At 69.8% G+C, this 20879-nt stretch carries 15 protein-coding genes; 8 read left to right on the top strand and 7 right to left on the bottom strand.

The features are described 5' to 3' along the window. Positions 1–439: 439 nt before the first annotated feature. On the bottom strand, positions 440–1366 hold the full coding sequence (locus AB0927_RS04635) for a DUF4232 domain-containing protein (protein ID WP_366666038.1): 927 nt from the start codon (positions 1364–1366) through the stop codon (positions 440–442). A 375-nt stretch (positions 1367–1741) separates the two neighbouring features. Between AB0927_RS04635 and acnA the strand changes: the two genes are divergently transcribed. After that, positions 1742–4459, top strand: coding sequence for an aconitate hydratase AcnA (gene acnA, locus AB0927_RS04630; protein ID WP_366666037.1), 2718 nt, complete (start codon positions 1742–1744; stop codon positions 4457–4459). 91 nt (positions 4460–4550) lie between these two features. Here acnA and AB0927_RS04625 read toward each other — a convergent pair whose 3' ends face one another. Then, positions 4551–4958, bottom strand: coding sequence for a hypothetical protein (locus AB0927_RS04625; protein ID WP_366666036.1), 408 nt, complete (start codon positions 4956–4958; stop codon positions 4551–4553). 211 nt (positions 4959–5169) lie between these two features. Here AB0927_RS04625 and AB0927_RS04620 point away from each other — a divergent pair, with 211 nt between their 5' ends. The 6 genes from AB0927_RS04620 to AB0927_RS04595 all read left to right on the top strand — a co-directional run bounded on the left by AB0927_RS04620 (position 5170) and on the right by AB0927_RS04595 (position 14273). After that, a complete protein-coding gene (locus tag AB0927_RS04620) occupies positions 5170–5949 on the top strand; it encodes an SDR family oxidoreductase (protein WP_366666035.1) in 780 nt (259 codons plus the stop codon). A 238-nt stretch (positions 5950–6187) separates the two neighbouring features. Then, positions 6188–8302 carry a non-ribosomal peptide synthetase gene (locus tag AB0927_RS04615; RefSeq protein ID WP_366666033.1) on the top strand — a complete coding sequence of 705 codons (2115 nt, stop codon included), beginning with the start codon at positions 6188–6190 and terminating at the stop codon, positions 8300–8302. Next, positions 8299–9531, top strand: coding sequence for a cytochrome P450 (locus AB0927_RS04610; protein WP_366666032.1), 1233 nt, complete (start codon positions 8299–8301; stop codon positions 9529–9531). Before AB0927_RS04615 ends, AB0927_RS04610 begins: the two co-directional genes overlap by 4 nt. Before the next feature lie 154 nt (positions 9532–9685). Further along, complete coding sequence (locus AB0927_RS04605) at positions 9686–11275, top strand: MBL fold metallo-hydrolase (protein WP_366666031.1); 1590 nt, start codon at positions 9686–9688, stop codon at positions 11273–11275. 52 nt (positions 11276–11327) lie between these two features. Then, positions 11328–13073, top strand: coding sequence for a fatty acyl-AMP ligase (locus AB0927_RS04600; RefSeq protein ID WP_366666030.1), 1746 nt, complete (start codon positions 11328–11330; stop codon positions 13071–13073). Between the two features lie 18 nt (positions 13074–13091). Next, positions 13092–14273, top strand: a complete 1182-nt coding sequence (locus AB0927_RS04595; RefSeq protein WP_366666029.1) for a cytochrome P450 — start codon at positions 13092–13094, stop codon at positions 14271–14273. Positions 14274–14333: 60 nt separating this feature from the next. On the opposite strand, the gene AB0927_RS04590 is transcribed toward AB0927_RS04595, so the two are convergent. The 5 genes from AB0927_RS04590 to AB0927_RS04570 form a co-directional block, all read right to left on the bottom strand. After that, entirely contained in the window at positions 14334–17018 is a 2685-nt protein-coding gene (locus AB0927_RS04590; RefSeq protein ID WP_366666028.1) for a SpoIIE family protein phosphatase, read from the bottom strand. 111 nt (positions 17019–17129) lie between these two features. Continuing rightward, positions 17130–19016: a DUF4157 domain-containing protein gene (locus AB0927_RS04585; RefSeq protein ID WP_366666027.1), complete on the bottom strand. Its 1887-nt coding sequence runs from the start codon at positions 19014–19016 to the stop codon at positions 17130–17132. A 15-nt stretch (positions 19017–19031) separates the two neighbouring features. Continuing rightward, positions 19032–19277 (bottom strand): DUF397 domain-containing protein, encoded by a 246-nt coding sequence (locus AB0927_RS04580; RefSeq protein WP_366666026.1) that lies wholly within the window; start codon positions 19275–19277, stop codon positions 19032–19034. Between the two features lie 30 nt (positions 19278–19307). Beyond that, on the bottom strand, positions 19308–19550 hold the full coding sequence (locus AB0927_RS04575; RefSeq protein ID WP_366666025.1) for a DUF397 domain-containing protein: 243 nt from the start codon (positions 19548–19550) through the stop codon (positions 19308–19310). After that, on the bottom strand, positions 19547–20332 hold the full coding sequence (locus AB0927_RS04570) for a helix-turn-helix transcriptional regulator (RefSeq protein WP_366666024.1): 786 nt from the start codon (positions 20330–20332) through the stop codon (positions 19547–19549). The genes AB0927_RS04575 and AB0927_RS04570 overlap by 4 nt, the downstream gene beginning before the upstream one ends. Positions 20333–20477: 145 nt before the next feature. On the opposite strand from AB0927_RS04570, the gene AB0927_RS04565 reads away from it, so the two are divergent. Further along, a complete protein-coding gene (locus AB0927_RS04565; protein WP_366666023.1) occupies positions 20478–20879 on the top strand; it encodes an ATP-binding protein in 402 nt (133 codons plus the stop codon).

Below are 20879 nucleotides of genomic sequence, written 5' to 3'. Positions count from 1 at the left end.
GCCCACGCCGACCGGCCCACGCCGACCGGGACCCGCGCCGCTACGTTGACCTCACGTCGACCGGGACCCCGCGCCGACTGGAACCCCGCGCCGCTACGTTGACTTCACGCCGGCCGGGATTCCCACGCCGACCGGAACCCCGTGCTGGCCGGGGCCCCGTGCTCGCAGGGGCCCTGCGCCGCTACGAGACCCCGCACCGACCTGGATCCCACGCCGACCGGGACCCGCGCCGCTACCTTGACCTCGCGCCGGCCGGGACCCCGCGCCGACTGGAACCCCGCGCCGCTACGGGTCCCGCACCGCTACGTTGACCTCACGCCGCCCGGAACCCCCCGCCGCTACGGGACCCACACCGCCCGGCACCCCACACCGCCCGGCACCCCACACCGCCCGGCACCCCACGCCGCCCCCGCCACCCACCCCAACCCCCAACCGCCCCCTACGCCGGCGGCCGGGTCCACGCGCGGACGGCCAGTTTGCCGGTGGTGCCGAGGTCGAGGTGGGGGGTCACGGTCACCGGGGCGGCGCCCTGCTTCGCCCGTACCCTGACGTACGGGACGTTGACCGGCGTGCCGAACTCCGTGAGGTTGCGCCACATGAGGCCCGAGTCGGCGCTCTCGCCGGGCTTCAGGACCAGCGGACGGGCCGGCTGGTCGAAACCGGTGCCGGTGCTGATGCCGCCGCTTCCCTGGAGGATCCGGACGCCGTGGACGGGCGCGAGGTCCTCGTCCAGCAGTTCCAGGAGCGGGTAGCCGTCGAGCGCGTAGTCGCGCTTGCCGCAGTTCTCCAGGTGCAGGCCCACCACGCGCAGCCCCATCGCGGCGTCGCCGTCGTCGATGGTGAGGCGCAGACCGGAGGCCGGGCACTCGCCGGGCGCGGGCGGCGCCTCGGCGGCGGGCACCTTGGTCACCTGGGCGACCTTGACGCGGCCCACCTGGTTCGAGCCGGGACCCGGCGCCCCCAGCCGGACCGTGCCGTGCTTCGTCGCGCCGGGGCCGACCGAGCGCACGGTCTCGTAGTGGTTGCCCATGACCGCGCCGGTGTCCGTGGTGAAGTCGAACAGGATCGTGTACGTCAGCGCCTCGGTGCCGTGGTTGGTGACCTCGTAGGTGGCCGAGATCCCGGAGTCGGCGGCGGGCAGGGGGTCGGCGTGCACCACGTAGTCGGACGGGGTGGGGCTCGGCGTGGCGGAGGGGATGGTCACCGACGTGATCCGGACACCGTCCACGGGCGGGTCGTCGACCGGAACCGCGGAGGCGGGCGCCGCGGACGCGGCCGCGCCGGGGGCGCCCGCGTGTTCGGATCCGCACGCCGTGAGCAGCAGCAGCGCGGCGAGGGCCGGAAGGAGCGAGGTGGCATTGCGCATCGGCTCATCCCATCAGTGCCGCGGTCCCCGGTCCGTGGCGGAAGCCACAGTTCCGGCCACAGGCGTGTCACGGGCGCCCCGCCGGACCCGGCCCAGCCCCGGAGGAGCCGGACGACCCCAAACAACCCGAACGACCCGGTGAGAGGGCGCGTCCCTGCCCGGCATGGCCATGATGAGAGGCCGAACCCCGGCCCGGCATGACCATCCGGCACCCATGTACTAGAGTTATCTCGACATCGAGATATCTGCCGAGGCGCACCGCGGTCGCCCATTCCAGTAAGGCGAGCCTAACTTAGCCTGACCTCACTGGACCGGCCAAGCCGGCGTGGCGGCACGATTGACGGTGGTACGCGCACATCAATGAAGGAGACTGTCGTGTCGGCGAACAGCTTCGACGCCCGCAGCACGCTGCAGGTGGGCGACGAGTCGTACGAGATCTTCCGGCTGGACAAGGTGGAGGGCTCGGCCCGGCTGCCGTACAGCCTCAAGGTCCTGCTGGAGAACCTGCTCCGCACGGAGGACGGCGCGAACATCACCGCCGACCACATCCGTGCCCTCGGCGGCTGGGACTCGCAGGCCCAGCCCAGCCAGGAGATCCAGTTCACGCCGGCCCGCGTGATCATGCAGGACTTCACCGGCGTGCCCTGCGTCGTGGACCTCGCCACGATGCGTGAGGCCGTCGCGGCGCTCGGCGGCGACCCGGCGAAGATCAACCCGCTCTCCCCGGCCGAGATGGTCATCGACCACTCCGTCATCGCCGACAAGTTCGGCACCAGCGACGCCTTCAAGCAGAACGTCGACCTGGAGTACGGCCGCAACCGCGAGCGTTACCAGTTCCTGCGCTGGGGCCAGACCGCGTTCGACGACTTCAAGGTCGTCCCGCCGGGCACCGGCATCGTGCACCAGGTGAACATCGAGCACCTGGCCCGTGTCGTCATGGTCCGCGACGGCAAGGCCTACCCCGACACCCTGGTCGGCACCGACTCGCACACCACCATGGTCAACGGCCTCGGCGTCCTCGGCTGGGGCGTCGGCGGCATCGAGGCCGAGGCCGCCATGCTCGGCCAGCCGGTCTCCATGCTGATCCCGCGCGTCGTCGGCTTCAAGCTCACCGGTGAGCTCCAGCCCGGCACCACCGCCACCGACCTCGTGCTCACCATCACCGAGATGCTGCGCAAGCACGGCGTCGTCGGCAAGTTCGTGGAGTTCTACGGCGAGGGTGTGGCCGCCACCTCCCTGGCCAACCGCGCCACCATCGGCAACATGTCGCCGGAGTTCGGCTCCACCGCGGCGATCTTCCCGATCGACGGCGAGACCCTCAACTACCTGCGCCTGACCGGCCGTTCGGACCAGCAGGTCGCGCTGGTCGAGGCCTACGCCAAGGCCCAGGGCCTGTGGCTGGACCCGAAGGCCGAGCCGGACTTCTCCGAGAAGCTGGAGCTCGACCTCTCCACGGTCGTGCCCTCCATCGCCGGCCCGAAGCGCCCGCAGGACCGCATCGTCCTGGCCAACGCCGCCGAGCAGTTCAAGCAGGACGTCCGCAACTACGTGGACGACGTGGACGAGGCGGGCCAGGAGTCCTTCCCGGCCTCCGACGCCCCGGCTGTCCACCCGAACGGCGGGCCGTCCAACCCGGTCCAGGTCACCGCCGCCGACGGCTCGACCTACACGATCGACCACGGCGCGGTCACCGTCGCGGCCATCACCTCCTGCACCAACACGTCCAACCCGTACGTCATGATCGGCGCCGCCCTGGTCGCCAAGAAGGCGGTCGAGAAGGGCCTGTCCCGCAAGCCGTGGGTCAAGTCCACCCTCGCCCCGGGCTCGAAGGTCGTCACCGACTACTTCGACAAGGCCGGCCTCACCCCGTACCTGGACAAGCTGGGCTTCAACCTGGTCGGCTACGGCTGCACCACCTGCATCGGCAACTCCGGCCCGCTGCCGGAGGAGGTCTCCAAGGCCGTCAACGACCACGACCTCGCCGTCGTCTCGGTCCTCTCCGGCAACCGGAACTTCGAGGGCCGCATCAACCCCGACGTCAAGATGAACTACCTGGCGTCCCCGCCGCTGGTCGTCGCGTACGCCATCGCGGGCTCCATGAAGGTGGACGTCACCCGTGACGCCCTGGGTACCGACCAGGACGGCAACCCGGTCTACCTGAAGGACATCTGGCCCTCCGAGGCCGAGGTGAACGAGGTCGTCGCCAGCGCCATCGGCGAGGACATGTTCAACAAGTCCTACCAGGACGTGTTCGCCGGCGACGCCCAGTGGCAGTCGCTCCCGGTCCCGACCGGCAAGACCTTCGAGTGGGACGCCGAGTCCACCTACGTGCGCAAGCCCCCGTACTTCGAGGGCATGGGCATGGAGCCGGCCCCGGTCGAGGACATCACCGGCGCCCGCGTGCTGGCCAAGCTGGGCGACTCGGTCACCACCGACCACATCTCCCCGGCCGGTGCCATCAAGGCCGACACCCCGGCCGGCAAGTACCTCACCGAGCACGGTGTGGAGCGTCGCGACTTCAACAGCTACGGCTCGCGCCGCGGCAACCACGAGGTCATGATCCGCGGTACGTTCGCCAACATCCGCCTGCGCAACCAGATCGCGCCGGGCACCGAGGGCGGCTACACCCGCGACTTCACCCAGGACGGCGGCCCGGTCTCCTTCATCTACGACGCCTCGCAGAACTACCAGGCCGCCGGCACCCCGCTGGTCGTCCTGGCCGGCAAGGAGTACGGCTCCGGTTCGTCCCGCGACTGGGCGGCCAAGGGCACCGCGCTCCTCGGCGTCAAGGCCGTCATCGCCGAGTCGTACGAGCGCATCCACCGCTCGAACCTCATCGGCATGGGCGTCCTGCCGCTCCAGTTCCCGGAGGGCGCCTCGGCGGACTCCCTCGGTCTGACCGGTGAGGAGACCTTCTCCTTCGCCGGCGTCACCGAGCTGAACGACGGCACCACGCCGCGCACGGTCAAGGTCACCACCGACACCGGTGTCGAGTTCGACGCGGTCGTCCGCATCGACACCCCCGGTGAGGCCGACTACTACCGCAACGGCGGCATCATGCAGTACGTGCTTCGCCAGCTTGTCGCTTCTTGAGCTGATCGACGCGCAAGCGCCCCGTCAGGCTTCGGCCCGGCGGGGCGCTTGCCGCCTTCGCGGGCGTCCTTCGTGGTGCGAACCACGTGACTCAACTCCCGTAACCCCGAACTGTCACGTTGGGATCACGCAGTCGAGTCGCTCCGCCGGGTCCCTTGGTGACGCGAAGGAGAGGTACTGCGGACAGGAGAACGAACAGTCCGAACAGCGTGATGGGCAGTAGCCCTACCGGTTGCAGCAGCCGTGCCGGGTCGGCTTTCACCCACGGCCAGTTGCCGATCCAGTTCGTGGTCACATCCAGCGTCATCACCACCACCGCGAGCAGGATGCCGCCGCGGCGCACGCGCGCCGCCAGCACGACGACCAGCGGATCCAGGAACACCAGGGCGTTCAGGTAGACCTGGGAGACCACCGGGAAATGCGCAAAGGCATGGATTCCGTTCGTCAGCACCCAGAACAGGTGCACACCGAACCCCTCGCCGAAGCCGATCAGGTACACCGCGAGAACCCACCGAGCCCAGCGCGGCAGACCGCTCCACTTTTCCCGCAATTGAACCTCCCCCAGCCCAGGTTATGCCGCGCCCACAGCCGAGCCGAAGCCGGGGCAAGGACGCGGCATTGCGGAGTGACCCACGTCACACTGCCGGCATCGTGACGCGAAAAGTTTAAGTACAGCTTTAGTCGGTGTTGCTAACTTGCTCCAAGGCGAAATGCGCCACGGAGGAAGAGCAATGGATGAGCGACGTCGACTTTCGTCGGCGATGGGCGCTGATGCCGCTGGGGCTGTATGTCTTGCGGAGGCGGGAATGGACGTGGCGATGCTCGCCCCGGTCGGCTCGTCCCGCACAGCGGCAGCGGATGCGATCGCGGAGTCGGGCCGACGGTCCATGACCGTCTTCGCGGACCTCGACGATTTCGCTTCCGTCGAATCCGCGCTGGCCCGAGTGCGCGCTTCATTCGGCACTCCTTCCGTGCTGCTGACTGTCATAGGTCCCGGCTCGTACCGCGGCCCGGGAGGACTTCTCGACCAGGACTGGAAAGAGGTCGTCGAGCGTCCGCTCCGCAGGGCCTTCCTGGCCGGCCGGGCGTCCATCGACTCCCTGATCAAGAATGGCTGGGGCCGGGTCATCGCCGTCCTCGACGTCGACCGTTCCGGTCGGGCACAGCCGCACGAGGACGCGGTACTGCGAGCCGGCTTGGAGGGGCTCGTCCGCACGCTCGCCCTGGAGTTGAGCCCGTTCGGCATCACTTCGAACCTCATCACGTCCGACCGCTCCGGTTCGGCTAGGGAGTGGGCGGGGGCGCGCTACGGATCGCGGGTCGCGGACCTGGTGGGCTTCCTCGTCAGCGATGAGGCCTCCGCCGTATCCGGTCGGAGCATCCCGCTGAACGACGACGGTTCGCAGCCCGAGGCGTCGGATGGTCCCTCGTCGGGGCGGCGATGCGGCGGCGAGCTGAACAAGCAAGTGGCGGTCGTGATGACGATTTAGGTCGACCGTTCTCCCGCCGCACCACATCGGTCGATATCGAGCTAGGGAATAGTTCGCCGCTGATCGGCATGGCCAAACCGGACCGGGTACGACTGCGCGCCGAAACTCGTGCGCGCTCGGAGGGCGTATTGGTATGACGGATCAACACGAGGGTCTCAGCATCGCGAACCTTTCGCAGGAGCTGACCGCCGCTTTGTCAGTCCGGGCGAAAGAGCGCGACGAGACACTCGAATCGGTTGTGCGCGAAGCCTGGGAATCGGCGCTGAGCCGGCTGCCGTCGCACCTCGGCGCCGGAGACATCGGCTGCGCCCTGGATTTCTCCCTGTGTCCGCCTGGCGACCGGATCCGGTTGGGCGTGGAGTACCGGCCCGACGAATTCCCCCGCGAGGACGCTGACCGGCTGCTGGCCTTGCTGGTCCGGATACTTGAAGCGGTGGAGCGGAACCCGGGCCGACCCGTCGAGAGCGTGGAGCTGCTCGACGCCGCCGAGCGGCGCCGGATCCTGACCGAGTGGAGCGGTTCCGGCGACCGTCGGCCTCCCCTTGCTTTGAGCCGGCTGCTGGAGCAGCCGGTGAAACGGAGTCCGGACCGCATCGCACTGGTCCAGGGGAGCGAGGCGATCTCCTACCGCGAGCTGGACAGCCGCGCGAACCGGCTCGCTCGTCTGCTCATGGACAGCGGGGTGGGACCGGGGCAGCTCGTGGCGTTGGCCCTGCCACGATCCATCACCTTGATCACGGCCGTCTTCGCTGTGGCCAAGACGGGAGCCGCGTTCCTGCCGCTGGACCACAGCTACCCGCTCGATCGCCTGTCCTTCATGCTCGACGACGCCGCACCGGCGCTGCTTTGCACCACTGAGGAGGCCGCCGAAGGACTGCCGGAGCGAGCGTGGCCGCCGCAACTGGTGCTGGACGACGCCGAGTTCGCCGCCGGCATCCGGGACCTGCCGGACACGCATCCGGATCCGTCCGGAGCCTGGGCCGGCCACGCGGCGACCGAACTGGCTTACGTCGTCTACACCTCGGGTACCACGGGCCGGCCGAAAGGTGTGGCCGTCACGCATTCCGGACTGCTGGATCTGGCGTCGGCCGCGGCCGACCGGATGGCGCTCGGCGCCGGCGACCGGATACTGCAGTTCTCCTCGCCGAGTTTCGACGCGTTCGTCTTCGAGTTGCTCGCGGCCTTCGCCGCCGGAGCCTCCCTCGTCATCCCGCCGTCCGGGTCGGCCCTGGCCGGGGAGGCGTTGGCCGAGACGCTCGCCGAGAACCGGGTCAGCCACGCGGTGCTCCCGCCCGTGGCCGCCGCGAGCATAGTCCCCGAGGCGGTGCCCGAACTGCGCACCCTTCTGGTGGCTGGTGAGCCGTGCTCCGGCGATCTCGTCGCCCGGTGGGCTTCGCGGTGCCGAATGATCAACGCTTACGGCCCGACCGAGGCGACGGTGTGCGTCACCATGAGCGAGCCCCTGTCCGGCTCGGCGACCCCGCCGATCGGCAGGCCTGTCGCCGGTGCCCGCGTGTACGTACTGGACCGGCACCTCCAGCCGCTGCCCGTGGGCATGCCGGGAGATCTCTACGTCGCCGGCGGCGGCCTCGGCCGCGGCTATCTGGGCCGCCCGGCACTGACCGCCGAACGCTTCGTCGCCGATCCGTTCACGGGCGACGGTGACCGCATGTACCGGACCGGCGACCTGGCCTCCTGGCGAAGTGACGGGAGCCTCTCCTTCCATGGCCGGGCCGACGATCAAGTCAAACTGCGGGGGTTCAGGATCGAACTCGGCGAAGTGGAGGCGGTGCTGGCCGGCCACCCGCTCGTCGCACAGGCGGTAGCCGCGGTCCAGGAGGACGAACGAGGAACCAGGCAGCTTGCCGCCTACGTGATTCCCGCCGGCTCGGAGCAACCGTCGTCGGGCGAGCTGCGTGAACACGCCAGTCGCTCCCTCCCGCACTTCATGGTGCCCGCCGCCTACGGCATCATCGACGCTCTTCCCACGACACCGAGCGGCAAGCTCGACCGGCGCGCGCTCCCGGTGCCGGTCCCGGCTCAAGCCGCGACCGCGCGTCCTGCCCGCACCCCCGCCGAGCTCGCGTTGTGCGAGATCTTCGGCCAGGTACTCGAGCGCGCCGACGTGGGCGTGACGGGCAACTTCTTCGAGCTGGGCGGCGACAGCCTGCTTGCCGTCTCGGTGATCCAGCGGGCGCGCCGGGCGGGCTTCGCGCTCTCGCCCATGGAGATCGTCAACAACCCGACCGTCGAGGCGCTGGCCGCGGTCGCGGAACCGGTCGGCCCGTCACGTGGACGAGGAGCCGGATCGGCGGGGCCGGCCGACACCGACGGGAGAGGCGGCGCACGATGACCGCGCGACCCGTGGTGCCGCCCGAGGAGATCGATGACATCGATCTCGCCGACCCCCGCCTGCACGCGGAGCGCGACCTGAGCGAGGTATGGCGCCATCTGCGCGCCACGAGGCCCGTCCACTGGCAGTCGGCGCGCGAGGGCAGGCCCGGATTCTGGGTGATCACCCGGCATGCCGACGCGACCGCCGTCTACCGGGACAAGGATCACTTCACGACGGAGCGCGGCAACGATCTGGCCATGCTGCTCAACGGCGGCGACCCGGCCGGCGGAACGATGATGGCCGTCACCGACGGGCTGCGGCACACCTTGCTCCGCAGCATCATGATGAAGGCGCTCTCCCCGCGGCGGTTGGAAGAGATGCGGCGGGAACTGCGGCGCAGGGTGGACGCGTTGCTGGCGAACGCGATGGACGACGAGAACTGCGACTTCGTCCGCGACGTGGGGGGCGATGTCCCTCTTGGGATGATCTGCGACCTTCTCGCCGTACCGGAGTCCGACCGCAAGTACCTCCTGGATCTCACTGCTCGATCCTGGAGCAAGCACGCCTCCGACACGCCCCCGGAGGACGCCAGGACCGCGCAGGGCGAGATTCTGCTCTACTTCGCGGACCTGGCCGACGAGCGGCGCGGCGGCGACGGCGAGGACGTGGTGAGCCTGCTGGCGAACAGCCGTGTCGACGGCAAGTACCTCAGCAACGCCGACGTCATGGCCAACTGCTACGGCATGATGATCGGCGGCGACGAGGCCCCGCATCACGCGATCAGCATGGGGCTGCTGGCCCTGCTGGAACATCCGGACGCCTGGTCCCTGCTCAAGAGCGGCGGCGCGCGACTGGAGACCGCGGCGGAGGAAGTACTGCGCTGGACGGTGCCCGCCCTGCACGCCGGTCGCACCGCGACGGGCGACGTCACCGTGGGCGGCCGGCTGATCAGGAGCGGGGATGTCGTCAGCGTGTGGATCTCCTCGGCCAACCGGGATGCCGAGGTCTTCGAGGACCCGGACCGGTTCGATCTCGACCGATCGCCGAACGAGCACCTGTCCTTCGGCTTCGGCAAGCACTTCTGCATAGGGCACTATCTCGGGCGCATGGAGGTCCAGGCGGTCCTGGACGGCCTGCGCCGGATGGTCGGCAGCGTCGAGCAGGTCGGGCCGGAGCGCTGGATCTACTCGGACATCCTGCACGGCTTGAGTTCGCTGCCCGTGGTTCTTCACGGCTCGGCGGCTTGAGGGGAAAGGACCCCACAGGTCGTGACCGACATGCGGCCCACCAGCCTGATCGCGGCCATGGACGGCGTCGCACAGCCCCACCGCCGACTCGGCTCGACAACCCGATGGGCGCCGCCGCTCGGCGGGCTCCCGCCATTGAGGACAGAGAAGACAGATGGCCGACAACACCGAGACCCGGTATCTCAGGTCCAACGTGATCCTGGAGCCGCTGGTCGACCGGTTCTACGCGTGGCTGCACACCGTGGCGCCGGTGCAGGCTTCGATGAACCTGGCGAACGTGCAGCTCCCGATGCTGGAGTCGTATCTTCAGTCCCCACAGGTGCACGTCTCGGCGAGCACCAACCCGAAGTTCCGTGGCGGCTACTACGTCGGCGTCCCGCGGTCGCGCGCGGCGGAGATCGCCGCATTGGTCGCGTCCATCCGGCGGGACCGGGCTCCGATGCTGGAGTTCGCCGCGGCGGTTGCCGAGGCCGAGAACCTGATCCGTCAGAACGCGACCGGATCCGACCTTTCCCCCCTGTACCCGAGGCTCCCCTCGGCCCTCAGGGGACTCGTGGAGATCTGCTACGACACCAGCAACCAGCCTTCGCTTCACTTCCTGGAGCCGCTGGTGTACCAGAGCGCCGCCTATATCGAGCAGCGGCAGTCGGTCCAGCTCTCCCTGGACGACGGTGAGGAGCGGCCGTTCATCCTGAGCACTCCGCGCCTGCCGTCAGCCACCACGCTCGACCTGGCACTGCCGTTCCGCCATCCGGGCCTCACGGAACTGGTCGGCGCACGGATCAGGCCGACGACGGCGGCCCGGCTGCGTGACGCGCTCGAACTCGACGACGGCCAGGCAGCCGTCCTCGACCAGATGCTGGACGCGAGCCCGAGCCTCTCGGCGGACCGGCACATCGACGGAGGCGGCCGGATCCGCTATTTCGGCCACGCCTGCCTCGTGTTCCAGACGGCCGAGGCCGCGATCGTCACCGACCCGTTCATCAGCACGGACAACCGGTTCGGCGACCGCTTCACCCTCGACGACCTCCCGGACCACATCGACCTGGTCCTGATCACCCACGGCCATCAGGATCACATCGTCCTGGAGACCCTGCTCCAACTGCGCGGCCGAGTGGGGTCGGTGGTGGTTCCGCGCTCGTCCCGGGGAAACCTTCCCGACCCGTCGATGGCGCAGTACCTCAGGCACCTCGGCTTCCCGGTGACCGAGGTCGACGACTTCGACGAGGTCGCCTTCCCCGGCGGGAAGGTCACCGCGACACCGTTCCTGGGCGAGCACGCCGACCTCGACATCCGCGGCAAGTCGACGTTCTGGGTGGAACTGGCCGGCAAGTCGGTCTTCGTGGGTGCCGACTCCTCGGGCATCGATCCGGACCTGTACCGCTACATCCGCGGGCATCTGGGTTCCGCGGACATGGCGTTCCTCGGCCTGGAGTGCGACGGGGCTTCGCTCACCTGGCTCTACAAGGGTCTGCTGACCAAGCCGGTGACCAAGAAGATGAGCGACTCGCGCAAACTGTCGGGGTCGAACGCGGCACAGGCCGGCGCCATCATCAGCGAACTGGGCGCGGGCGAGGCCTATGTCTACGCGATGGGCGAGGAGAGCTGGCAGGGCCACATCATGGCTACCTCGTATACGGACGACAGCTACCAACTCCAGCAGATCGACGAGTTCCTCCTCTGGTGCAAGGACCGCGGGATCGCCGCCGAGCACCTGTTCAACAAGCGCGAGTGGCGTTGGTGAACCGCGGAACGTGTCCACCACCGACGATGGGATGGCAGTGAGAACTGGATCCGTGTCCGAACGAAGCCCTCTGACGCTTCCCGCTCTGCTGGCGCACCGCGCGAGAACAGCGTCCGACCAGATCGCGTACGTTCACCTCGTCAATGGCGAGGAGCCCGGCGAGCAGACCACCTACGGGGAACTGCACGCCGCGGTGCAGGGCAGGGCGCGGGCGCTGGCCGGACGGCCCGGCGCAGCCCGCAGCGCGGTGCTGATGTATCCCACCGGCCTGGAGTTCATCCGCGGCTTCCTGGCCTGCGCCGCGGCCGGGATAGCCGGAGCGCCTGTGCAGGTTCCGACGCGGCGACTGGCGGTACGGCAGTTGCGTGCGATCGCCGACGACGCCGGCACCACCATGGTGCTCACCACCCGGTCGGTCCGCGACCAGGTGTACTCGGACTTCGGCGAACTGCCCGAACTGGCCGGCCTTGAGCTGATCGCCACCGATGAGCTCACTCCGCCCGCGACGCTCGTTCGGCTGCCCGAAGTGGGGCTGTCCGACGTGGCGTTGCTCCAGTACACCTCTGGTGCCACCGGGTCGCCCAAGGGCGTCATGGTCACGCATGCCAACTACTGGGCCAACACCGCGGAGACCGACGCGCTGTGGCCGTTCGGGGACGACGGCACCGTGGTGACCTGGCTTCCCCTGTTCCACGACATGGGAGTGATGCTCGGTGTGGTGGTGCCGCTGTGGGCGGGGTGCCCTGCCTACCTGATGGAGCCGGAGGCTTTCATCCGGCGTCCCGCTCGCTGGCTGGAGGCGCTGTCCCGATTCGGTGGCACCCATTCGTCCGCGCCGAACTTCGCCTACGACCTCTGCTTGCGTGACGGTCCCCGGAAGCCGATCGATCTCTCGCGCTGGCGTGCGGCGATCAGCGGGGCGGAGCCGGTGCGTCCGCACACGATGCGCGAATTCATCGGGAGGTTCGCCCCCTACGGCCTGGACCCGCGTGCCGTCTCCCCGGCCTACGGGCTGGCCGAGAACACCCTGAAGGCATGCGGCAGCCGAGGGGACACAGAGCCCGCCCAGGTCTGGCTGGACGCCGACGAGCTCGGGCAGGGACGTGTGGTCCTCCTTCCGGGCGATCCCGATGGGGGCAGCGAGCCGGCCGGCGCCGGAGTCCCGGTGATGAGCTGCGGGGTCCCCGTCGGCGGGACCCGGATCCGGATCGTGGACCCGCACACGTCGCGCGCCGTCGGTCCGGACCGGCTCGGCGAGATCTGGGTGTCCGGTCCGTGTGTGGCCGCTGGGTACACAGGCCGTGGAGAGGAGAGTGAGCGGAGCTTCCGGGCGCGTATCCGGGACGAGGAGGAGGCCGGCCCGTTCCTCCGCACCGGTGACACCGGATTCGTACGGGACGGTGAGGTGTATGTCACCGGCCGAATGAAGGACATGATCACCATCAAGGGCCGCGACCGCTATCCGCAGGATCTGGAGTATTCGGCGGAACAGAGCCATCCACTCCTGCATCCCGCCTCGGCCGCTGCCTTCGTCGTGGCCACCGGTGAGCAGGAGTCCCTGGTCGTGGTGGTGGAGGTCGACGGCAAGGCGCAGCGGTCCGCGGGAATCGACGAGCTGTCAAAGGCCGTTCGGGGGGCGGTCGCGCGCGACCACCGGCTCGAAGCCGCGGACGTGGTGCTCATACGGCGCGGTGCGCTGCCGAGGACCACCAGCGGCAAGATACGTCGCAATACCTGCCGTGAGCAGTACGAGTCCGGTGCGCTGCCCAGACTGGACAGGGCCTTGGAGCGCGCGTGATCCGACTTTGGAGTCAGTGTGGGCGCCATTCCTGAAATCGACCTCTCCGATCCGGCCGTACTGTCCGACCCGTTCACCGTGTACGGACGAGCGCGGGAGCAGAGCCCCCTCGCACGCCTGCTCAAGCCCGGCCTCGGCGCGATATGGGCGTTGACCCGGTACGAGGACGCCAAGGCGATGCTCACCGACGCGCGCTTCGAGATGAACGCGAACAGCTACGTGCGTCCGGACGTACCGGAGTTGCAGCAGCAGCAGAACATACAGCAGATGGACGGCCCCGGACATGCCCGTCTCCGCCGCCTCGTCTCGCCGCCCTTCACCGCACGCCGAACCGCCGAGTTCCGGCCTGCCCTGCAACGCATCGTGGAGTCCTTGCTCGATGGCCTCGCAGGGCAGGCAGACGGTGAACCCGTAGACCTGCTCGCGCACTTCGCCCGACCGCTGGCAGTCCACGTGGCCTGCGAACTGGTCGGCGTCGTGCCGGAGGACTACGACACCTGGCGGGCCCACGCCGCGGCCGTCGCCGTCGGTCACGGCCCCGAATTCATGCGGGCCGTCCCCGGCATCGCGCGTTCCGCGACGGAGGCGGTCGCCCGCAGCCGCCGGGAGCGGGCCCTCGGCCTGCTCGCCGAACTGCTCGGCACGGACGCCGAAGACCAGGACCGACTGACCGACGCGGAGCTGATCACCCTGGTCTGGCATCTCGTTCTGGCCGGGCAGGGCCCGGCCTACCTCATCGCCAATTCCGTCGAAGCCCTGCTCCGACACCCCGACCGGCTCGCCGAGCTACGCGCCGACGAATCACTGATGCCCGGTGCGGTCGAGGAGTTGACCCGCATGCACGGACCGCAGGTGCTGACCCTGCCGCGCTACGCTCGCGAGGATGTCGAGATCGCCGGCGTGGCGATTGCGGGCGGCGACCGCGTCTGCGCGGTGCTGGCCAGCGCGAATCGCGATCCGCGCGTCTTCGAGGATCCGGACCGGCTCGACTTCCGCCGCCCGCCCGGTCGGCCCGCGCACCTGGGGTACTCGCACGGCCCGCACTTCTGTCTCGGTGCGGCGTCGGCGCGCGTCCAAACCCGAGTCGCGCTCAGCATGCTGTTGCGCCGCTTCCCGAAGCTCGCCCTCGCCGAAGGGGACACCCTCCGCGTTCCGAACTCGGAGTTCTGGCGGCCCACCGCGCTCCTCGTCACGCTGTGACCTCGGATATCCAGCCCCCAAGGACGATCTGATGCCGCCATGCCCTCCGCCGTACCCCAGTCACGGGCCAGGCGCGTCCCGCAGCGCCGTCTCCGCCCAGATGACCTTCCCCTGCGGCGAGTATCGCGTCCCCCACCGCTCCGTCATCTGCTGCACCAGGAACAGCCCCCGCCCGCCCTCGTCCGTCGCCGCGGCGTACCGCAGGTGCGGCGAGGTGTTGCTTCCGTCGGCCACCTCGCAGATGAGCGTCCGGTCCCGGATCAGCCGCAGCCGGATCGGCTCGGAGCCGTACCGGATCGCGTTCGTCACCAGCTCGCTGAGCACCAGCTCCATCGCGAAGGCGGGCTCGTCGAGACCCCACTCCCCGAGCCGCTGGGACACGGCGCGCCGCAGCCCGGCGACGGCGGCCGGATCGGCGGGTACGTCCCACTGCGCCACCTGCTCGGAGGTGAGCGCCCGCGTGCGCGCGACGAGCAGCGCCACGTCGTCCTTGGGGCCCTCCGGCAGCAGCTCCTCCAGCACCGCCGCGCAGCTCGCGTCCGGGGACCGGTCGGGATGGCCGGCCAGCGCCCGGCGCAGCAGCTCCATCCCCTCGTCCAGGTCGCGGTGCCGGTCCTCGATCAGACCGTCGGTGTACAGCACCAGCTGCGTGCCCTCGGCCAGCTCCAGCTCGGCCGTCTGGAACGGCATGCCGCCCAGCCCGAGCGGCGGCCCGCCCGGCAGCTCGGGGTAGGTGACGCTGCCGTCGGGGTGGACCAGGGCGGGCGCCAGGTGCCCGGCGCGGGCCATGGCGCACCGGCGGGTCACGGGGTCGTAGATCGCGTACAGACAGGTGGCGCCGACGATCGCGCCCGTGGCCTCCTCGGGATTCTCGTCCTGGTCGATGCGGCCGACCAGGTCGTCCAGGTGGCTGAGCAGTTCGTCGGGCGGCAGGTCGAGGGTGGAGAAGTTGTGCACGGCGGTCCGCAGCCGGCCCATCGTGGCGGCGGCGTGCAGCCCGTGCCCGACCACGTCGCCGACGACCAGCGCCACCCGGCTGCCGGACAGCGGGATCACGTCGAACCAGTCCCCGCTCACCCCCGACTGGGCGGGCAGATAGCGGTAGGCCGCCTCCAGGGCGCTCTGCTCGGGCAGCGCGCGCGGCAGCAGGCTGCGCTGGAGGGTGACCGCGAGGGTGTGCTCACGGGCGTAGCGGCGGGCGTTGTCGACGCTGACCGCCGCGCGGGCCACCAGCTCGTCCGCCAGCGTCAGGTCCTCCTCGTCGAAGGGGTCCCGCTTGGCCCGGTAGAAGTTGGCGATGCCCAGCACCACCCCGCGGGCCCGGATCGGGACCGAGACGAGGCACTGGATGCCGAAGTCGAGGATCTCCTCGGTGCGCTGCGGATCCTGGGCCCGCCAACCCGTCGCGGCGGCCAGGTCGGGCACCAGTTCGGAGCGGCCGGTGCCGTAGCCGCGGGCCTGGGGGGTGGACGGCTTGAAGTCGATCAGCCGGTCCTTCTCGTAGAGGGGGTGGTCGTCGCGGATGCCGTGCACGGCGATGCGCCGCAGGGTGGCGGCGGTGGGGGCGGGCTCCTCGCCGTGCAGGACGCCGTCGTCCAGGTCCACGGTGACGTAGTCGGCGAAGCGGGGTACGGCGATGCGCGCCAGCTCCTCCGCGGTGCGGCGCACGTCCAGGCTGGTGCCGACGCCGAGCCCGGCGTCGTAGAGCAGTTTGAGCTGCTCCCGGGCGACCTCGGCGCGGCCGGAGAGGGCCTGGAGCTCGGTGGTGTCGCGCAGGGTGACCACGGTGCTGCCGGGGGCGCCGCCGTGTTCGGTGGGCCGCTGGCTGACCGCGAGCAGTCGCTCCCCGGCGAACAGCACCTCGTCGGTGGTCTCGCGTCCGGAGGCCAGCAGTTCCACCGTCTCGGGGTCGAGGCCGGGCAGCTCGGACAGGTGCCGTCCCTCGGCGTCGGGCGGCAGCCGCAGCAGGCGCCGCCCCTCGTCGTTGACGAGCAGCAGCCGGCCGTCGTCACCGACGATGAGCACGCCCTCGCGCACCGAGTGCAGCACCGTGTCGTGGTGCTCGTACATCCGGGTCATCTCGTCGGGCGCGAGGCTGTGCGTCTGGCGCCGCAGCCGCCGCCCGACCAGCGCGGTGCCGCCGGTCGACACGACGAGCGCGCCCGCCCCGGTGGTCAGGATGATCGGGACCTGCCGGTCCACCTGGCTGGTGACGTTCCTGACCTTGAGCCCGGCGGCGACGAGGGCGGTCACCTTGCCGTGCGCGTCCTCGATCGGCGCGGTGGCCTGCATCTCGTGACCCAGCGGGCCCTGCACGCTCTCCGTGTAGACCCGTCCGGCGAGCGGGGGCCCGATGTTACCCACGAACCGCCGGCCGATCCTGCTCGGCATCGGGTGCGTGTACCGGATGCCGTGGGTGTCCATGACGACGATGAAGTCGACCCCCGCCGCCTTGCGCGCCGTCTCGGTGAGCGGCTGGAGCACCTTGGAGGGGTCGGGGGTCGCCAGCGCCTGGAGGACGCCGGGGGAGTGGGAGAAGGTCTCGGCCACGGCGACGGAACGACGCTTCGCCTCGGTCTGGGTGTCCCGCTGGGACTGGAGGACCAGGGCGAGGACCCCGCTGAGCACCAGCAGCACCACCAGGGCCACCTGGAGCAGGAAGACCTGCTTGGCGACGCTCCACTGCCTCCTGCCGACCACAGAACGCCACAGCAGGCGCCTGAATCGAGCGACGGTGTCCGACATGCCGCATTTGTAGCACCGGGGTCCGTGGTGTGGCCACGGCCGGTCCGCAAAATGGACATGTGTTCTATGGGGTGGGCGGTGATCAGCGCGGGGTCGACATTGTGTCGAGTGCTAACCCTGCGGGAGCTGGCTCACCCGGGTTTCCGAGGCGGCCAGGCCCGGGATGGGGGCGCCGCTGTTGTAGCCGCCGCGTCCGCCCGCCGTCCATACGTACTGGTTGCCGTTGGTGCGTTTCGACGCGGTGTCGTAGACGTAGGCCCGTACCCGGTAGTCCTCCTCCAGGAGGTAGGCGAAAGCGATCCCCTGGCTGTCCGTGAGGCCGTGGACGTGGCACCTCATGTTGAGGGCCGGCTCGAAGCGGTCATTGCCGACGCCGTTGGCGCGGAGCTGGTTCGCCGCAAGCTGTTCGCGGGTGGTGGCCTTGAGCTGGTCGGGCGAGGCGCCGTTGAGGTAGACGATGTCGGGGTGCATGACCCAGGTGCCGCGGTCGTTCGCCTTGGTGGTCAACTTCCGTTGTTCCAGCTCCTGTTGGGCGGCGATGGCAGCGGCGTCGCGTTCCGCCTGGACCTCGGCCCAGACGGTCCGTGCCCTCTCGACGGACTTGTCCTTGCCGGCCTTGGCCCGCATGTCGTCGGGGAGTTCACCGACGTAGGTCCAGAACACCTCGTCGAACTGGGCGTGTTGGTCGGCCTCTCGAAAGACGTCCCGGAGCGGCCGGGGAGGGGCCGGGGCCTGGGCGGGGGCCTCGGCCTCCATCCGCTGCACCGGCCGCGCCCCCGCGCCCGCAGCGTGCCCCTCCGCCTCGGCCTCCAGAACCGGCGCCGAACCCGCCAGCGCGCGACGGGCGTTGGCCTCCGCCTCCCGCTCGAAGCGGTCGGACGGATCGCTGACCCTCAGCCCGGAGCCGTTGTCCGTGCCGGCCACCGGGCCGCTGCGCTGCTGGATGACGTGCGTCAACTCGTGGGCCAGGGTGTGCCGGTCGCCTCCGCCGTCACCGATCACCACATGATTGCCGGAGGTGTACGCGCGCGCGTTGACCTCGGCCGCCGAGCGGCGGGCGGCGGCGCCGGTGTGGACGCGGACGTCGGAGAAGTCGGCGCCGAGCCGGGCCTCCATATCGGCCCGCACCCCGGCGTCCAGCGGCCGCCCGGCACTGCCGAGCACGCTCCGCACGGCCGACGTCTGCACGACCTCGTCGGCGTCAGCGTGGGACGCGTGCGCCGAGGTGGCCAGACGCTGGACTTCTTCGTCCTCGTCCGCCTCCCGCGCCGCCGCGCAGGCCGGGCAGTCGGAACGGTGCTTCGGCCCGGCGTTGTCGGTGGTACGGCTCTCGCTCACCCGGCCGTCGCTGGAGTTGCACCGCGAGCAGAGCATCCGGAGGTTGTTCATGTCCCAGGCGGCGGCCTGTGCGTCGGCCAGCAGCATGGCGTCGAAGGTGTGACCGTCGGAGTCCTGCACCTCCTGGACCTCCTCCTCGCTCACGCGCGAGATGATGCCCCGCTTGTGGTCGATGGTGGCGAAGTCCTTGCTGCCCCGGGGGGCGTCCCGCTTGCGCGGCACCCAGTTCTCGCAGTTCTCGCAGCAGTAGGTGGCCACACCGTTGCCGTCGGTCTGCGAATTGAGGCTGTTGTAGAACTGGTCCTGCACGGTATCGGGGAAGCCGAGCTGGGCCCGGCCGCCCTGCCAGAGATCACGGCCCAGGGCATCCCGCCTCGGCGTCACCACCCGGACGGCGTTCGCGTTGCCCCGCTGCGCGCGCAGCCTCGGCGAGTAGGGCATGTCGGCTGCCTCGCGCTGCTGCCGCGAGGCGGTCTGGCGCAGTTCCCTGGGCATCCGCTGCACGCGTAACTCCTGGACCGCGCGGGCGACCGCGGCGTTCCCGATGCTGCGTTGCAGACCGAGGAACGCGGGCGCCTCGTGCGCGACCGTGCTGGTGCGCGGCGGAGCCGACCGCTGGACGCTCTGACCGGAAGCCTTGTCGGAGTCTTGCCTACGCACCTGGAGCTCCTTTGTTCACTTGACCGAGGACGTGAAGGCGGCCCAGGTGAGAGGGCTGACGCGGAGGGCGGGCGCCTTTGAGGGGTTCTGCTTCGAGTCACGGATGTGGATGGAGTGGGGGCAGGCGGCGACTTCCACGCATTGGCCGCCCTCGTCACCGCTGTAGCTCGACTTGCGCCAGGCGACGGCCACTTCGAGGCAGGCGCCGCCTTCGCTGCCGCTGTAGGTCGACTTGAACCACTGAAGTGCTTCCGCGCTCATTGCTCTCCTAGCAGGCGGTCGAGCAGGACGTCACTTGACCGAGGACGTGAAGGCGGCCCAGGTGAGAGGGCTGACGCGGAGGGTGGGCGCCTTTGAGGGGTTCTGCTTCGAGTCACGGATGTGGATGGAGTGGGGGCAGGCGGCGACTTCCACGCACTGGCCGCCGTCGCTGCCGCTGTAGCTCGACTTGCGCCAATTGACGGCCACTTCGAGGCACTGGCCGCCTTCGCTGCTGCTGTAGCTCGACTTGAACCACTGAAGTGCGGCGCTCATTGCTCTCCTAGCAGACGATCAAGCAGTCTTCTCGAGTCCTCAACCGTGAGGGCTTGTGTCCGCAGCATCGCATACTTGCGAGCCAGGATAGAGACTTCGCCGGGGTCGGAGACCCATTGGCTTCCGCGCTGGGATTCGGTGTAGGCCAGGTGCTGGTGGTCGGGTGTTTCCAGCAAGGTGAAGGGGCCTGCGTCGCCCGCGTGATGGGGGCGGTCCAGTGGAAGGATCTGCAGTGAGACGTTGGGGAGTTCGGAGCACTCGCGAAGAAACTGCATCTGCTCAAGGTGTGTCTCGTTGCCTCCAGTGGGCCAACGCAGCGCGGGCTCCCAGACGATGAAACTCAGTGTCGGCGGATCTGTGCGCCGGAGGATCTCGCGGCGCTTCATCCGGCCCTCGATCTTCGACTCGAGTTCGTCGGCGGTGTAAGCGGGGATGCGACCACTCAACAGTGCTCGGGCGTACGCCTCGGTCTGGAGCAGACCCGGCACGACCAAGGCGTCGTACCACGACAGCGCAATAGCCACCTTCTCCTGATCCATATACTCCTCCGCCCACAGCGGAAACTGGTCGATCTCCGGCAGGTTCGTCACCCCCGCCGCCAACGTCCCCCGCGTCTCCAGAAGCTCGTCGCACCGCTCGGCGATGTCCAGCTTCAGTGGGCGTCGGCCCTGTTCGATCGACGCGATGGTCTCGTCGTTCACGCTCAGCGCCGCGGCCAGCGCGGGTTGGCTCAGACCTGCCGCTCGCCGGGCCACAGCCAGTTGACGGCCCAGCATCTTCATGGCCGACTGGTTCTTCCTCCGTGTAGGCGTCATGCCTGTTGAACTCCCCGCACCGTCCGTACGCCACCCCGCACGAACCCGTACAAACAATCTGTACGGGATCACATACTGATGCAGGCTAGTCACGCTGGGCGACATTCGTCCCGTGAACGAGCAGATCGATCTCCTCCGCCAGCGCGACCAGTTCTACGCCCGCGCCCGCCGCTCCGTCCCCGCCGCCCGACGGTTCACGGCGTGGTCGCTGTCGTACTGGGGCCTGTCCGGCTGGGAGCGGAGCGCGGACGTGTTGCTGTGTGTGAGCGAGCTGGCCACCAACGCCGTGGTGCACGGTGCCCCGCCGGGCCGGGGCTTCCTGCTGCGGCTGCGGTACGACGGTGCCCTCGTCCGGGTCGAGGTCCACGACAGCGGAACGGGTGTCCCGGCGGTCGTGGACGCCGCCACGGACGAGGGCGGGCGCGGGCTGCTGCTCGTGTCGGTGCTGGCCGACAAGTGGGGCGTGGGGGAGCGGCTGCCCGGGAAGACGGTGTGGTGCGAGTTCGCCCCCTGA

This window comes from Streptomyces sp. NPDC048106, from assembly GCF_040706415.1.
Lineage (GTDB): Bacteria > Actinomycetota > Actinomycetes > Streptomycetales > Streptomycetaceae > Streptomyces.
Note: the sequence above shows the minus strand (reverse complement) of the source record. Positions and strands in the feature narration are given on the sequence as shown.

Bases quoted from the DNA above. Each gene is read 5' to 3' on its own strand.
- AB0927_RS04610 (WP_366666032.1), top strand. From the start codon at position 8,299: ATGACCGCGCGACCCGTGGTGCCGCCCGAGGAGATCGATGACATCGAT.
- AB0927_RS04580 (WP_366666026.1), bottom strand. From the start codon at position 19,277: ATGAGCGCGGAAGCACTTCAGTGGTTCAAGTCGACCTACAGCGGCAGC.
- AB0927_RS04605 (WP_366666031.1), top strand. From the start codon at position 9,686: ATGGCCGACAACACCGAGACCCGGTATCTCAGGTCCAACGTGATCCTG.
- AB0927_RS04590 (WP_366666028.1), bottom strand. From the start codon at position 17,018: ATGTCGGACACCGTCGCTCGATTCAGGCGCCTGCTGTGGCGTTCTGTG.
- AB0927_RS04635 (WP_366666038.1), bottom strand. From the start codon at position 1,366: ATGCGCAATGCCACCTCGCTCCTTCCGGCCCTCGCCGCGCTGCTGCTG.
- AB0927_RS04620 (WP_366666035.1), top strand. From the start codon at position 5,170: ATGCGCCACGGAGGAAGAGCAATGGATGAGCGACGTCGACTTTCGTCG.
- AB0927_RS04575 (WP_366666025.1), bottom strand. From the start codon at position 19,550: ATGAGCGCCGCACTTCAGTGGTTCAAGTCGAGCTACAGCAGCAGCGAA.
- AB0927_RS04570 (WP_366666024.1), bottom strand. From the start codon at position 20,332: ATGAAGATGCTGGGCCGTCAACTGGCTGTGGCCCGGCGAGCGGCAGGT.